This is a genomic window from Stenotrophomonas sp. 96582_Sma, from assembly GCF_056480905.1.
Window position 1 is genome coordinate 4,128,786 of record NZ_CM151122.1, and the last position, 14,703, is coordinate 4,143,488.

At 68.0% G+C, this 14,703-nt stretch carries 12 protein-coding genes; 6 read left to right on the plus strand and 6 right to left on the minus strand.

Annotation, left to right across the window (positions count from 1 at the left end; genetic code table 11):
• Window positions 1–31: 31 nt before the first annotated feature.
• The 3 genes from ACZK2R_RS19285 to ACZK2R_RS19295 all read left to right on the plus strand — a co-directional run bounded on the left by ACZK2R_RS19285 (window position 32) and on the right by ACZK2R_RS19295 (window position 2,871).
• Window positions 32–712 carry a TetR/AcrR family transcriptional regulator gene (locus ACZK2R_RS19285; RefSeq protein ID WP_180838226.1) on the plus strand — a complete coding sequence of 227 codons (681 nt, stop codon included), beginning with the start codon at window positions 32–34 and terminating at the stop codon, window positions 710–712.
• Window positions 713–848: 136 nt separating this feature from the next.
• The gene (locus tag ACZK2R_RS19290; RefSeq protein WP_049398378.1) at window positions 849–1,496 is read left to right on the plus strand and encodes a protein-L-isoaspartate O-methyltransferase family protein; all 648 of its coding nucleotides are present in this window, start codon (window positions 849–851) and stop codon (window positions 1,494–1,496) included.
• A 16-nt stretch (window positions 1,497–1,512) separates the two neighbouring features.
• A complete protein-coding gene (locus ACZK2R_RS19295; protein ID WP_049460783.1) occupies window positions 1,513–2,871 on the plus strand; it encodes a TolC family outer membrane protein in 1,359 nt (452 codons plus the stop codon).
• A 100-nt stretch (window positions 2,872–2,971) separates the two neighbouring features.
• On the opposite strand, the gene ACZK2R_RS19300 is transcribed toward ACZK2R_RS19295, so the two are convergent.
• Window positions 2,972–4,189, minus strand: a complete 1,218-nt coding sequence (locus ACZK2R_RS19300; protein WP_180838227.1) for an APC family permease — start codon at window positions 4,187–4,189, stop codon at window positions 2,972–2,974.
• 229 nt (window positions 4,190–4,418) lie between these two features.
• Window positions 4,419–5,717 carry a lipid IV(A) 3-deoxy-D-manno-octulosonic acid transferase gene (gene waaA, locus ACZK2R_RS19305; protein WP_049398381.1) on the minus strand — a complete coding sequence of 433 codons (1,299 nt, stop codon included), beginning with the start codon at window positions 5,715–5,717 and terminating at the stop codon, window positions 4,419–4,421.
• Between the two features lie 60 nt (window positions 5,718–5,777).
• On the opposite strand from waaA, the gene ACZK2R_RS19310 reads away from it, so the two are divergent.
• Complete coding sequence (locus tag ACZK2R_RS19310; RefSeq protein ID WP_049398382.1) at window positions 5,778–6,695, plus strand: LpxL/LpxP family Kdo(2)-lipid IV(A) lauroyl/palmitoleoyl acyltransferase; 918 nt, start codon at window positions 5,778–5,780, stop codon at window positions 6,693–6,695.
• A 146-nt stretch (window positions 6,696–6,841) separates the two neighbouring features.
• On the opposite strand, the gene ACZK2R_RS19315 is transcribed toward ACZK2R_RS19310, so the two are convergent.
• The 4 genes from ACZK2R_RS19315 to ACZK2R_RS19330 all read right to left on the minus strand — a co-directional run bounded on the left by ACZK2R_RS19315 (window position 6,842) and on the right by ACZK2R_RS19330 (window position 10,135).
• Window positions 6,842–7,291, minus strand: a complete 450-nt coding sequence (locus tag ACZK2R_RS19315) for an REP-associated tyrosine transposase (RefSeq protein ID WP_180838228.1) — start codon at window positions 7,289–7,291, stop codon at window positions 6,842–6,844.
• Between the two features lie 203 nt (window positions 7,292–7,494).
• A complete protein-coding gene (locus tag ACZK2R_RS19320) occupies window positions 7,495–8,826 on the minus strand; it encodes an O-antigen ligase family protein (protein WP_180838229.1) in 1,332 nt (443 codons plus the stop codon).
• Entirely contained in the window at window positions 8,807–9,922 is a 1,116-nt protein-coding gene (locus ACZK2R_RS19325; protein WP_180838230.1) for a glycosyltransferase, read from the minus strand. The genes ACZK2R_RS19320 and ACZK2R_RS19325 overlap by 20 nt, the downstream gene beginning before the upstream one ends.
• A 15-nt stretch (window positions 9,923–9,937) precedes the next feature.
• Window positions 9,938–10,135 carry a zinc-finger domain-containing protein gene (locus ACZK2R_RS19330; protein ID WP_005410967.1) on the minus strand — a complete coding sequence of 66 codons (198 nt, stop codon included), beginning with the start codon at window positions 10,133–10,135 and terminating at the stop codon, window positions 9,938–9,940.
• Between the two features lie 421 nt (window positions 10,136–10,556).
• On the opposite strand from ACZK2R_RS19330, the gene ACZK2R_RS19335 reads away from it, so the two are divergent.
• Together ACZK2R_RS19335 and ACZK2R_RS19340 are read left to right on the plus strand one after the other, a co-directional pair.
• The gene (locus ACZK2R_RS19335; RefSeq protein WP_180838231.1) at window positions 10,557–13,901 is read left to right on the plus strand and encodes a GH92 family glycosyl hydrolase; all 3,345 of its coding nucleotides are present in this window, start codon (window positions 10,557–10,559) and stop codon (window positions 13,899–13,901) included.
• Window positions 13,898–14,635 carry a basic secretory protein-like protein gene (locus ACZK2R_RS19340; protein WP_180838232.1) on the plus strand — a complete coding sequence of 246 codons (738 nt, stop codon included), beginning with the start codon at window positions 13,898–13,900 and terminating at the stop codon, window positions 14,633–14,635. Before ACZK2R_RS19335 ends, ACZK2R_RS19340 begins: the two co-directional genes overlap by 4 nt.
• Window positions 14,636–14,703 lie beyond the last annotated feature (68 nt).

Sequence of the window (14,703 nt, forward strand, 5' to 3'; positions counted from 1 at the left end):
ATATCGAACCGCTTGGTCTAGTATTGTCGTGATGAGTTCTCACACTTCCCGCAAGCCGTCGGCCAAGCCCGCTGCCAAGGCCGCCGGACCCGGGCGCCCCAAGGACCTCGGCAAGCGCGCGGCGATCCTTGAAGCAGCCAAGGCACTGTTCATCGAACAGGGCTATACCGGCGTGAGCATGGACACCATCGCCGCTCAGGCCGGCGTCTCGAAGCTGACTGTGTACAGCCACTTCGGCGACAAGGAAACCCTGTTCTCCGAGGCCGTGCAGTCAAAATGCATTGAAATGCTGCCTGACGCGCTGTTCGTGGCCGACGCGGACGGCCCCCTGCGCGACCAGCTGATCGGCATCGGCCTGGCCTTCTTCGAGCTGATCACCTCCGACGCAGCGATCTCGATCCAGCGCATGATGATGGCGCCGGAGACCGACGAACGCCTGCGCGAGCTGTTCTGGCAGGCCGGCCCGGAACGTACCTGCGAGGCCCTGGCCGATTTCCTGCGCGCGCGCGGCGAACGCGGCGAGCTGGACATCCCCGACTATTACCTGGCCGGCCAGCAGTTCCTGACCCTGGTCAAGGGCGAAGTGCACATGCATATGATGTGCGGCATGCCACTGTCACCAGTGGAATGCGACCCTCTCACCCACGTGACCGCCAGCATCGACTTCTTCCTGCGCGCCTATGCGCCACGAGGGGCCAGGACGGCCGGATAACCAAAACTGAACGAACCGGAGGTCGCGATGACTTCCGGCACTGCGACCCCGGCCACCCGGCAGCTGATGCTCTGGGCGCGCCGCCGGCCTCCGGCACCGGTAAAATGGCCGGCCCACTGCGCTGGATTTGAACCTCATGACGATTGATTACGCCCACGCCCGCGAACTGATGGTGGAACAGCAGATCCGTCCCTGGGACGTGCTGGACATCAAGGTGCTCGACGTCCTGGCCCGCCTGCCGCGCGAGGCCTTCGTCGCCGACGCGCACCGGGCGCTGGCCTACGCCGATGTTGAACTCCCGATCGGCCATGGCCAGAAGATGATGAAGCCGGTCATCGAGGGCCGTACCCTGCAGGCACTGGATCTGCAGCCGGGTGACGAAGTGCTGGAAATCGGCACCGGCAGCGGCTTCCTGGCAGCCTGCATCGGCGCGCTGGCGCGCGACGTGCTGAGCCTGGAGATCGACCCGGAACTGGCCGCCGCCGCGCGTGCCCGCCTGGACGCTTCCGGCCTGGGCACCAACGTCCGCGTGGAAGTGGCCGACGCCCTGTCCTGGCAGACCGAACGCCGCTTTGACGTGATCTGTGTCACTGGTGCGGTCGACGTGGTGCCGTCACAGTTCGCCTCGTGGCTGCGTCCGGGTGGTCGCCTGTTCGTGATCCATGGCCGTTCGCCGGCGATGGAGGCCCTGCTGGTCAAGGCCGACGGCAGCACCGAGTCCCTGTTCGAGACCGATATTGATTACCTGCGTGGTGCCGCCCCGGCCCCCCAGTTCCACCTCTGAGTCCAAGGAAGCCGCAATGATCCGCCGATCCCTCGCTGTTGCGCTGGCCACTGCCCTGCTGCCGTTGTCCGCCCATGCCGCCGACCTGCTGCAGGTCTACGAAATGGCGCGCAATGGCGATCCGCAGCTGTCCGCCGCCGAATCCACCCGGCTGTACGACAAGGAAGGCGCCGTGCAGGCCCGCGCTGCCCTGCTGCCGCAGATCAACGGCCAGGCCACGCTGAACCGCTCGCGCAGCGAGGCGGACCATGACGCCAACTCCGGCACCGTGACCAGCAAGCGCCGCAACTACACGATCGAAGGGAGCCAGACGCTGTTCAACTGGACCCAGATCAACAACCTGCGTTCGCAGCGCGAGCTGAGCAAGGCCGCGGACTTCACCCTCGATTCGGCCAACGACAGCCTGATCGTGCGCACCTCGGCGGCCTACTTCAACGTGCTGGTGGCAATCGAATCGCTGAACGCCGCACAGACCAATGAAGCGGCCGCGAAGAAGCAGTTCGACTTCGCCGACAAGCGCCTGGAAGTGGGCCTGGCGCCGATCACCGACGTGCACGAAGCACGCGCCCAGTACGACCAGGCGCGTGCCAACACCATCGTTGCGCAGAACACCCTGGCCGATAACTACCAGGCCCTGACCGAACTGACCGGCCAGCCGGTGGTCAACCTGCGCGGCCTGCCGGCGGACTTCCGCCCGGAAGTGCCGGCCAACCGTGGCAACATCGATGAGCTGGTGCACCAGGCCACCAACCAGAATCCGGCGCTGAAGGCCCAGGAACTGAAGGTCAGCGCCGCCGAGGCTGGCGTGCAGGCCGCTCGTGGCGGCCATTACCCGACCCTGTCGCTGGGCGGCAGCTGGGGCAAGAGCGCAACCTGGGGTGACAGCACTGGTGCCGGCTCGTTGTCGCCGGATGCACGCACCAACAGCATCGGGCTGACCCTGAGCGTGCCGATCTTCGCCGGTGGTGCCACCCAGTCCGGCGTGCGCCAGGCACTGGCCCAGCGCGACATCGCCCAGGACGGCTACGAGCAGCAGAAGCGTGCCCTGGACCGCAACACCCGCAATGCCTACCAGACCCTGGTGCAGGGCATCAGCGAAGTGGAAGCCCGCCGCCTGGCGGTGGTCTCGGCGCAGAGCGCGTACGACGCGTCGCAGGTCGGCCTGGAAGTCGGTACCCGTACCGTGCTGGACGTGATCCAGAACCAGCGCATCCTGTTCTCGGCGCAGCTGGATTATGCACAGGCCCGCTACACCTTCCTGCAGAACCGCTTGCTGCTGAGCCAGTCGCTGGGTGCGCTGGACGTGGCCGAGCTGCAGGACGTGAACCGCCTGCTGACCCAGGACGCGGGCAACCCGTCGACGACCACGCACTGAGTCGTCGCCCTGCCGGCAACGAAGAAGCCACCCGGGAGGGTGGCTTTTTTGTGGGCAGCGCGTACGGCCCCACCCAGGCATGGCGCAGATCCGCCGGCCGTCAGCCCGGCCACGCGCCTGCCCGCTCCACTGCGGCCAGCACGCACAGCGCCGCGGCCAGGGGCGCAAGCACCATCGCAGCCCCCGGCATAGGCGCGCGCACACGCAGTGCTGCCAGGCACAAAGCCGCCATCACCAGCAGGGTGGCCGGGCCCGGCAGCACCGGCAATGCATCGACGGGTGTTCCCAACGCCAGCAGCGCCGCCAGCACCACGGTGACCGGTATCAGCCGCGTCCGGAACCCGGGCGCTTCATCCGCGGCCACAGGCCAGAGCTGCGCTGCCAGATGTGTGGCCAACGACAACAGCACCAGCAGCAGTGCTGCCAACCCGGCCATGCCCGCCAGCGGCAGCAACGGCAGCAGCCACTGCAACTGCGGATGGCCCTGCAATGCCACCGACAACGGCCGCGTACTGGCCAATGCCGGGAACTCGACCAGGCCGGCCTGCAACGCCGCCAGCACGATCAGCAGCAGCATTGCCAGCAGCAGCGCGGCCGCCAGCAGCCCTGGTGACCGCGCACGCACCTGCGGGCCACGCCCAGGAAACCCCAATACCAGACCCACACTGGCAAACACCGCCAGCAAGGGCACGCTTGCCGCCAGCACACCGCCAGGTCCGAACCGATAGGGCGCGGTGGCGTCCGGCAGCCACGGAATCCAGTTCGCGTAGTGCACATGGCGGACCGCCAGCGCCAGCAGCAACAGCCCTACACCGATCTTCGCCGTCAACAGCACGCAGACCATCAGCGCGATGCGACGCGGAGGCAGTAACACGAACGCACCCAGCACCAGCAGGCTGGTGACGGCAATCACCGGATCCGGCAATGCGCTGCCGGTTTCAATACCGCGACTGGCAAACACCGCACGCGCGTGGCCCGCCATGGACTGCGCCACGCCGGCGCTGGTCACCACCAGCTCCAGCAGCAGCACAGCACCCAGCAGGCGCGCGACTGCTGTGCCCCAAGCGGCCCGCAGCGGGCCGTACAGGCCATCGGCTTCCGGCTGCTGCTGGTTCAGCACGTGCAGGCAATACAGCATCGGCGCTGTGCCCAGTGCGGCCAGCAGCAGACTCAGTACGATGGCCGGGCCGGCCTGGGCGGCGGTGTACTGGCCGACCAGGGCGATCACGCTGCCCCCCAGCAACAAGGTCAACGCCACCAACGCGAAGTGATCCATTCCCAGCAGCGCGTGCCGGCCACGGCGGTTGTCGCTGTCCATCGCAAGCCCTCTTGATTCCGCCCATGCGCGGTCGACAGCAGGCTGGCAGCCTGCGCCAAAGGGCGGTATCAGAATCCGTACCGTGCGCATCGCGATGTGACCACAAACACGTTCGCAGCCACGCATCCGGTCCTGCTGCGACAGGAATCCGGTTGCTAAGCAGAATTGATGCAGTCGATCACGTCAGTCGGTCCACGTAGTGTCCGCCCTGGCGGTGTTGCTGCCCGGCTCAGCTGCGCGGCGGCGGCAGATGTGGCGCGACCAGCGCCAACGTGCGCTGCAGGGCACCGCGGCCATTGCTGACCAGCGTGCATCCAGCACGGGCCATGTCCTCGCGCGCCGCAGCGTCGCCCAGCAGGTGCTGCAGCAGGTCACCTACTGCCTGCACGTCCTCGCCGATCAGCAAGGCACCGGCCTCACGCATGCGCCGTGAGATCTCTGCGAAGTTGTGCAGGTGCGGGCCGGTCACAGCGGCAGTGCCCATCGCCGCCGGTTCCAGCAGATTGTGGCCACCGATCGGCTGCAGGCTGCCGCCGACGAAGGCGACCTGCGCGCAGGCATAGAACGGCATCAGCTCACCCAGGGTGTCGATGACGAATACATCCGTGCCGGCCTCCGGCCATTGCTTCGCGCGACGGGTCGTCACGTTCCAGCCCTGCTCGCGCGCCAGCGCCTCCACCTTCGGGAAGCGCTCTGGGTGCCGCGGCGCCCACAGCAACAACAGGTCGGGGTGCTGCTGGCGCAGGCGCCGATGCAGGTCGATCACCGCCTGCTCCTCACCATCGTGGGTACTGGCCGCGATCCACACCGGGCGCCCGGCGGGCACGCAGGCGTGGAACTGCTCGACGAAGCCCTGCACATCCGGCGTGGCGATATCGAACTTGAGGTTGCCCAGCGCCTGCACCTGTTCACGCGCAGCACCCAGCTGCACGAAGCGCTCGGCGTCGTCCTGCGACTGCGCGGCCACGCAGGTGACCGTGCGCAGCGCACGGCGGATCAGCGCCGCCAGCACCCGGTAACCGCGCAGCGAACGCGCGGACAGGCGGGCGTTGAGGATGTACACCGGGATGCGACGGTCGCGGCAGCCGAACAGCATGTTCGGCCACAGCTCGGTTTCCAGGATCAGTGCCAGGCTGGGCTGGAAATGGCCGAGGAAGCGGTTGACGCTGCCCGGTACGTCGTACGGCAGATAGACATGGTCCAGCGCGTCTCCCCACAGCGCGCGCACGCGCTCCGAACCGGTCGGGGTGATGGTGGTGATGACCCAGCGGATGTCCGGACGCTGCTGGCGCAGGGCATTCACCAGCGGCGCGGCGGCATTGACCTCGCCCACCGAGACCGCGTGCAGCCAGACCCGCGGCTGGCCGGTCGGCTGCGGATACGAGGCATAACGCTCGTCCCAGCGCCGGAAGTATTCACGGACCCGGAAACCGCGCCAGACCAGGTGGTACACGGTGATCGGCAGCAGGATGTAGAGCACGGCCGAGTACAGGCCGCGCAGGATCCATTCGACAGGGTCTTTACGCATGCGGCAAGGATACGGGAGCCCCCCGGGAAAGACACGCAGCCGGGTTGGTAGAATGGCGCCATGTCAGATGCCACCACCGCCGTCCGCCCGTCGCTGCGCGATCCCCGCAACTGGCCGATGTTCGCCGCCATGCTCGGCGCCTTCGCCATCGCCCGCCTGCCGTGGATGCTGCAGCGTGCGCTCGGCCGGGGCGTCGGCTGGATCAGCTGGCGCCTGCTCGGCAGCCGCCGTCGCGCCGCCGAGGTCAACCTGCAGCTGTGCTTCCCGGAGAAGGACGAAGCCTGGCGCCAGCGCCTGGTGCGCGACAGCTTCGACGCGCTGGGCGTGGGCGTGCTCGAGTGCATCCGCGCCTGGTGGGGCAGCATCGACCGCATCCGCCCGCAGGTGAAGATCGAAGGCCTCGAGCATCTGCGGCAGATGCAGGCCGAAGGCCGCGGCGTGCTGCTGGTCTCCGGCCACTTCATGACGCTGGAGATGTGCGGCCGCCTGCTGTGCGACTACGTTGACCTGTCGGGCATGTACCGCAAGCACAAGAACCCGGTGTACGAATGGGCGGTGAAGTTTGGCCGCCTGCGTTATGCCAAGGCGATGTTCGCCAACGAGGACATCCGCGCGACCGTGCGCCACCTGAAGAAGGGCGGCTTCCTCTGGTATGCGCCGGATCAGGACATGCGTGGCAAGGACACCGTGTTCGTGCCGTTCTTCGGCCATACCGCATCCACCATTACCGCCACCCACCAGCTGGCGCGGATGACCGGCTGCGCGGTGATTCCGTACTTCCACCGCCGCGAGGGCGGGAAGTACTTCCTGAAGATCGGCGCACCGCTGGAGAATTTCCCCAGCGAGGATGTGGAAGCCGATACCACGCGGGTCAACCAGGCCATCGAAGAAATGGTGCGCGAAGCCCCGGACCAGTACCTGTGGATCCATCGGCGGTTCAAGCGCCAGCCCGGCGGCCGGAGCGATTTCTACAAGTAGCGGTGGGAGGGATGGCTTCATCCACGCATGGCGTGGATCTACTGCCTTGTGCGGCTTCATCCGCGTATGGCGTGGATTCAATGACGTGGGGCATTCTGAAGTAGATCCACGCCATGCGTGGATGCTCTTCGATTCCGTGCCGGGATTCACAACGGCCAGCGGCACCAGGCGTACGGGTACTCCCCCATCACGCACGCCAAGCCCGCACGGACCGGATTGGCCAGGATGTACATCGCCTTCTCGTGAAGGGATTCATCGCTGCGTACGGCGTGATCGTGGTAACCGTGCTGCCACAGCGACCCTCGCCGCTCCAATCGCCGATTCAGCAGCCGGCTGCTGCGTGATTTGAGCAGGGCCATGCACTCGGCCAGGGTTCCCCCGCGCAATTCCATCAACCAGTGCAGATGGTCGGGCATCACCACCCAGGTGAAGCTGTGGCTCCCCCCCTTGCGCTCTACGAAGCGCAGTGCCTCAACCAGAATCGCTACGTTGGAAGCATCGGCAAAGAAGGGTTCACGATCGAGGGTTACCGTAGTCAATGAATAGACGTTACCGGTGCAGGAGTAACGACCGTAGCGGAGTCTTGGGCTGGCCATGGCCTCAGCGTGCGATACACACGGAGGCACGGCTAGTGGAGGTTGGCGCGTGTTTGCGTCGGTAAAGCCCCATCCACGCATGGCGTGGATCTACTACGGCGACGTTCGTTCGGTGACCGCCCCATGCACGCCATGGCGTGGATCCACCATGGGGACGTTTGTTCGGTACGTGGAGTAGAGCCACGCCATGCGTGGATGGACGATCACACCACCGTCGGCGTGTCGTCCGTTTCGCGGGCCAACAGGCTGCCGGCGAACAACGCGGCCAGCAGCACGGTCAGCCCCCCCCAGAATGCGGAATAGAACGCAAGGTGGGTGTTGAGCGGGAATACGGTGGCGGCCAGCGCCAGCATCGCAGGGCGCGCGCGGTCACGGGCCGCGGGCGGTGCGAAACGCCAGGCGCGCCACGCCTGGGCGACGGCGGCCAGCCACAACAGCAGGCCCAGCACGCCGGTTTCGGCAAGGATTTCCAGCACGATCTGGTGTGCGTGCAGCGCCGGTTCGGCGCCCCACACCGCGGGCCCATCGTCACCGACGCACTGCGGGTACGCATCGCGGAAGCCGCGTGCGCCCACGCCGTTGATCGGGTGCCCGGCAATCATGCAACCGGCCGCACTCCAGATGCGCCCACGTCCGGACAGCGCCTGGTCGACGCCCTCGGTGCCGCCGTCCCAGGCCATCGCGGTGCGCGCCACACGCTCGCGCAGCTGCGGCACGCTGGCGGTCAGTGCCGCCGCGGCCAGCAGGCCGACCACCGCCAGCAGGCCCAGGCGCTTCCAACCGAGCTGGCGCACGCCGCTGTAGGCCACGATCACCGCGAAGGTGATCCAGGACGCGCGCGAACCGGCCAGCAGCAGCACGATGGCCAGCGCCGCACCGGCGAGCAGCCAGCCCGGCGTGCCGAAGCGGCGTGCGGCGGGGAGCAGCAGGAACGGCGAGAGGCTGGCCAGCACCTGGCCGAATTTCAGGTTGCACGGCCCGAGCGCGCCACTGAGGCGGTCGGCCAGCGCGGCTTCCTCGGCCGGGCACAGCGCATGGCCGCTGACGGCGAGCTTCAGTTGCTGCAGCGACCAGAACCACGGGCTGGTGCCCGCCACCGACTGCACCAGCGCATCCAACGTCCACAGCGCGGTGATCAGCGCCAGGCCACCGAAGATCAGGCGGCGCCGCTGCGGCGTGGCCACGGCGATCGCCACCAGCCACATGAAGGGCAGGTAGCGCAGGCCGGCGGCCGCCTTGGTCCACGACGCCGCCGGATCGATCGCATCGAAGGCGGAGAACGCCTGCGGCAGCCAGTAACCGAGGAACAGGATCGAGGTCAGCGCCCACGCGGCGGGTGTCAGCAGGTGCGGGCGGCGCTGCAGGCGGCGCATGATCATGCGCACCGCGGCATAGAGCGCACCAAGACCCAGCACGGTTTCAGCGATGCCCGGCAACGGCCACAGCGCCACGTACGCCAGCACCCACCAGGGCGCCCAGCGCCCGGCGCGGTCCTCGCGCACGAGGGTTGCGGGGTCAGCCGGCGAGGTCGGCATAGAGGCGGAGGGTGTCGCGCTGCATGGCCTGCAGGGTAAACGGGATGCGGGTCGGCAAGGACGGCGGCTGCGCCAGCAGGGCCAGCGCACGTTCACCCAGCGCCCGTGCATCGCCCAGCGGCACGGCGCCGGCCGGCTGCAGCTGCTGCAGCAGTTCGCCGACGCCGCCATGGTCCCAGCCCAGTACCGGGCGACCGACCGACAACGCTTCGACCACGGTGCGGCCGAACGCTTCGGGCTTGTCCGACAGCTGCAGCACCAGATCGCTGGCCGCATAGGCCTGGGCGATGCGCGCGGTCGGCGTGCTGATCTGCACGGCGTCGGTCACGCCCAAAGCAGCCGCCTGCCGGCGCAGGTCGGCCACGTAGGCTTCACGGCCGGGTTCATCGGTGCCCAGCATCCACAGCTGTGCAGGCACACCGGCCGCGCGCACATCCGCCAGCAACTGCAGCGCATGAGCATGCCCCTTCAGCCGGGTGCCCCGCCCCGGCAGCAGCAGCAGCGGGCCCTCAACCTGCGCCAGCCACGGGTAATCGGCTGCCAGCGCCAGTCGTGGCCGACGGTCGGCGCGGGCCACGCGGGGAAACTGTGCGACATCGACGCCGCGCGGAATCACCTGCAGCCTCGCTCCGGGAACCGTGGGGTAGTGCCGCTGCACATAGTCGCGCACGGTATTGGACACGCAGATCACGCGTTCACCGCTGGTCATCACCGCGCTGTAGCGGCTGGGCGAGTTCAACCCGTGCACGGTGGTCACCCAATGCGGGCGCTGTGCGGCAGGCATCGCGCGGATCGCGTACAGGCCCAGCCAGGCCGGCAGCCGCGAACGGGCATGCACGATGTCGGCGCCAACTTCAGCGAACAGGCGGCGCAGGGTCGGCAGGTGGCGCAGGGTCAGCAGCGATTTGCGGCCGATATCAAGGGTGAGGTGCTCGGCACCGCTATCGAGCAGCGGCTGCACCAGGCGGCCACCGGCGGAGACCACCAGCGCACGATGGCCGGCAGCGACCAGGGCCGCAGCAATTTCCAGGGTCGAGCGCTCGACACCGCCGGAGTGCAGCGCCGGCAGCAACTGCACCACGGTCAATCGGCGCATCGAAGGGGCGGCCGCTTAGTCGGCCAGCACGAACACGGAACCGCAGTACGGGCACTGCGCTTCGCCGTTGGGCTCGTCTTCGATCGGCAGGTACACGCGCGGATGCGAGTTCCACAGCGCCATTTCCGGGGTCGGGCAGCTCAGCGGCAGATCGCTGCGGTGCACGGTGTAGCGCTTCTCGGCGTTGGCGGGCGCAGTGGCGGTATGGCTCATGGCGGATGTCGATGAACGGGTTGCGAGGCCTGTGATTCTAGCATCTGGGCCGCCCCGACATTGCGCCGCAACGGGTCTTTGCGCGTACCGGGCCGATTCCCTGCGGCCTTGCATGCCACCTCGGGACGGGGTGCCGGCGGAAATTCCCGATCGATCCTGCAGGTTCACGCCGAAAATCCGCCGAAAACGATATTTCCCGCATTTGGATCGAACTAAATGGCACTTGTCAGGTTGCCACGGCTGTTGCAGGATCGGGCCAGGTCGTAAACCGGCCCACTCCAATCCGACCCGATCGCATGGCCCGCCCCCACCGGACCGGCATCGCTTCTTCCACTGCCATCCCGGCGGGCGGAGCGATGCTGTCCGTGGTGTCCGCCGATGCGGGTTCTGCCCGCCGCCTGCCCTTCCGGGAGACCCCTGCATGACCCTGTCCGATCCACGCCGCGCCCTGCTTCCGCTCGCCCTGGCCCTGGCCTGTGCGACTACCGCGATGCCGGTGCTGGCACAGGGACTGCAGACCTCGTTCGAACCGGGCCAGCCGACGCCGGCACCGGCCGCAGGCGCACTGCAGGTCACGATCGGCAACGGCCCTGCTGCGCCTTACGCCGCCAAGCGCAATGCGGGCTACAGCGGCCTGCATGCACTGCGCTACAGCAGCGAAGGCGGCAGCGCGCGACGCGAGCTGTTCAAGGCGGACATGACCATCGAGGCCGATACCACCCTGTCGTGGCTGGTGCTGCCGGAGATCGTCGGCAAGGACACCGTGGCCTCGACCTATGTGTCACTGGACCTGCTGCTGGACGATGACAGCCGCGTTTCGGCCAGCGCTGCACGCGACCAGCATGGCGTGGCCATCGGTGCGCGCGCGCAGGGCGATTCGAAGACGCTGTATCCGCAGCAGTGGGCGCGCAAGGCGGTGCGGCTGGGCGACGTGCCCGCGCTGAAGGGCCGCCGCGTGGTGGCGATCGAACTGGAGGTGGCCAGTGCCGACGGTGCACCGGTCTCGGGCTGGATCGATGACGTGCGCCTGGACACAGTGCCACGTCAGCAGCCAGCGCGCGTCTCCGACTGGGTGCTGACCACCCGTGGCACCCAGGCCAACGGCACCTTCTCGCGCGGCAACAATTTCCCGGCCACCGCGGTACCGCACGGATTCAACTTCTGGACCCCGGTGACCGATGCTGGCGCACTGAACTGGCTGTACCGCTGGAACGAACAGAACGACGCACAGAACCGTCCGCAGCTGCAGGCGCTTGCGCTGAGCCATCAGCCCAGCCCGTGGATGGGCGACCGCCAGACCTTCCAGGTGATGCCCTCGGCCAGCCGTGGCGTGCCGGAGGCCGACCGTCGCAAGCGCGCGCTGTCATTCGAGCGCAGCCATGAAAGCGCGCGCCCGTATCGCTACGACGTGCGCTTCGACAACGGCATCGCGGCCGCCATCGCGCCGACCGATCATGCCGCGCTGTTCCGCTTCGAGTTCCCCGAGGGCGGCGACGCCAACCTGCTGTTCGACAATGTCGATGCACGCGGTGGCCTGACCCTGGACGCTGCCACGCAGACACTGTCCGGCTACACCGATACGCGCAGCGGCCTGTCCAACGGCGCCAGTCGCATGTACGTGGTGGCCAGCTTCGACAGGCCGTGGCGCAGCAGTGGGCGCCTCAACACCGGCCGACCGACCGGTTACATCAAGTTCGATGCCGGCAGCGACCGGCGGGTGACCATGCGCCTCGCCACCTCGCTGATCTCGGTGGAGCAGGCACGGCACAACCTGGCCCTGGAAATGGCCGCAGCCGATACGCTGGAAAGCGTGGCCGGCCGTGCGCAGGATGCATGGGATGCGCGCCTGGCCCGTTTCGACATCGGCGATGCCAGCGACGACCAGAAGACCACGCTGTACTCCAGCCTGTACCGGCTGTTCCTGTACCCCAATTCCGGCCATGAGAACGTGGGCAGCGCCGCCGCACCGGAGTGGCGCTACGCCAACCAGGCCAGCGCCAGCGATGACAACACCGAGGGCAGCGCGACCCGCAGCTATGCCGCCGTGCGCGACGGCAAGGTGTTCGTCAACAACGGCTTCTGGGACACCTTCCGCACCACCTGGCCGGCCTATGCGCTGTTCACGCCCGACGATGCCGGGCAGCTGGTGCAGGGCTTCATCGAGCAGTACCGCGCCGGCGGCTGGATCGCACGCTGGTCGTCGCCGGGCTACGCCGATCTGATGGTCGGCACCAGCTCCGATGTGGCCTTCGCCGATGCATGGCTGAAGGGCGTCGGCGGGTTCGATCCGGCCGAGGCCTATGCCGCCGCGCTGAAGAACGCGACCGTGGTGCCGCCGGACCGCCATGTCGGCCGCAAGGGCATGAACCGTTCGACCTTCCGCGGCTATGCCAGTGCCGACGTGCACGAAGGCATGTCGTGGACGATGGAAGGCGCACTCAATGACTTTGGCATCGCCAACATGGCCGATGCCCTGGCCAAGCGCGCGACCGCGCCCGCCGCACGCGAGCGCTACAGCACCGAGGCCGACTACTTCCGCCATCGCGCCGCCAGTTACGCGACGATGTTCGATCCGGCGGCAGGCTTCTTCCAGGGCCGCAAGGCCGATGGTCGCTGGCGCGTGGACGCAAAGGCCTACGATCCGCGCGTGTGGGGCCACGACTACACCGAATCCAATGGCTGGACCTTCGCCTTCACCGCCGCCCACGATGGCGAAGGCCTGGCCGCGTTGTATGGCGGCCGCGAAAAGCTGGCGGCGAAGCTGGATACCTTCTTCGCCACACCTGAAACCGCGGACCCGGCACTGGCCGGCTCGTACGGCGGCACCATCCACGAGATGACCGAAGCGCGCGACGTGCGCATGGGCATGTATGCGCACAGCAACCAGCCGGCGCACCACATCCCGTGGATGTACCTGTACGCCGGGCAGCCGTGGAAGACCCAGCAGCACGTGCGCGAGATCCTGTCGCGGTTGTACGTCGGCAGCGAGATCGGCCAGGGCTACCCGGGCGATGAGGACAACGGTGAAACCTCGGCATGGTACGTACTGGCCTCGCTGGGCCTGTACCCGCTGCGCATGGGCGCCCCGGAGTACGTGATCGGCTCGCCGGCATTCGAGCATGCACGGGTGGAGCTGCAGGGTGGCGCGGTGCTGACCGTGAACGCGGCCAACAACTCGCGTGAGAACGTCTACGTGCAGTCGCTGAAGATCAACGGTACGCCGTGGACGAAGACCTGGGTGCCGCACGACCTGATCGCCAAGGGCGCGACCCTCGACTTCGTGATGGGACCCCGCCCCTCGCGCTGGGGCAGCGGCGTGGACGATGTGCCGCGCTCGTTGACCGCGCGCGGCCAGCACCCGCAGCTGCTGCACGACCTGCTCGGCAGCGGCGCGAAGGCGACGCTGGCCGATGGCCGTGCCCTGCCCGCGCTGGTCGATGACGATGCCGGCACCACGGTGGGTCTGGGCGCCGGTGCAACCATCGCGCTGACCGGCCTGGCCGAGGGCACCCCGACGATGTACACGCTGACCAGCGGTGACGGCCGCATCCAGGGCGGCGAATGGACGCTGGAGGCGCGCAATGGCAGCGGCAGCTGGACCGTGCTCGACCAGCGCCGTGGCGAAGACTTCGAATCCGCCCGCCAGACCCGTCCGTTCCGCATCGCAAAACCCGGTCGCTACAGCGAATACCGCCTGCGCCTGGCGGCACCGGCACGGCTGCCGCTGGCGGAGATCGAACTGCTGGCGCCCGGCACCGTACAATGAGCTGCATGCGCTTCCGTCTACTGCCTCTGGCCCTAGTTGCCCTGTCCTTCTCAAGCTTCGGCCAGACCCAGGCGTTCGATACGCAGCTGACCCGCGACGGCGTGACGCTGAACTACCAGGACGCCCGTGGCGCCCTGGCCGCACCGCAGCGCAAGCGGGTGATCGATACGTTCTTCTTCGCCTATCTGCGCGAACGCGCGGACTTCCATCCGGCGGCGCCGTCGATGGTGCGCATCGTGATCGATCCGGCCTACACCGGCATCGCCTTCGTTGGCGACAAGGAACAGGCGGCGACGATCACCATCAATCCGGGTTGGCTGGCGCAACACCCGAACGACATCGACCTGGTTACCCATGAGGCGATGCACATCGTGCAGGGGTATCCCGGCTACGGCGATGCACGGGTACCGGGCTGGCTGGTGGAAGGCATCGCCGACTACGCCCGCGACCGCTATGGCATGGATAACGCCGCCGCCGGCTGGGCATTGCCGGTCAAGGTCGAGAAGGGGCAGAACGTCGACAGCGGCTACCGGGTCACCGGCGCCTTCCTGAAGTGGGCCGAGACCGAGCATCCGGGCCTGGTACTGGCGCTGGACAAGGCCCTGCGCGATGGTCGCTACACGCCTGCGCTGTGGCAGAAGCAGACCGGCAAGGCGTTGCCGGCACTTTGGGCGCAGTACGCCAAGCCGCGTTCGGATGCGCCGCCGGCGCCAGCACGCCGCGGCAAGCGCTGACGGGTAGCGCCGGGCCATGCCCGGCGGAATGCAGAGCGCCGCGCTGCGCGCTCGCCGGGCATGGCCCG